The sequence below is a fragment of the Halomicronema sp. CCY15110 genome (assembly GCF_016888165.1).
Classification (GTDB): domain Bacteria; phylum Cyanobacteriota; class Cyanobacteriia; order Phormidesmidales; family Phormidesmidaceae; genus Halomicronema.
Window position 1 is genome coordinate 1 of the sequence record NZ_JACSWC010000332.1, and the last position, 228, is coordinate 228.

1 protein-coding gene is annotated in these 228 nt (G+C 65.8%); it reads left to right on the top strand.

From position 1 onward, the window contains the following. On the top strand, positions 1–228 hold a 228-nt coding region (locus tag JUK32_RS28755; RefSeq protein WP_204139876.1), incomplete at both ends, for an efflux RND transporter permease subunit.

Genomic DNA, 228 nt, shown 5'->3' on the forward strand with positions numbered 1-228 from the left:
CTGCTGCGCCGCTACGCCGAGGAGCTGGGGGTGGCCCTGCGAGGCATTGACGGCACCGAGGATGTGGATTTCTTTGGCCGCCCGGAGGAAGAAATTTTGGTGGAAATCAACGCGCCGGCGCTGGTGGCGGTGGGGCTGTCGGCCCAAGGCTTGGCTGACCAAGTGGCTCTGAGCGATGCCAAGACCAGCGCCGGGCAGCTGCGATCGCCGGATCAGACCCTGGCCATT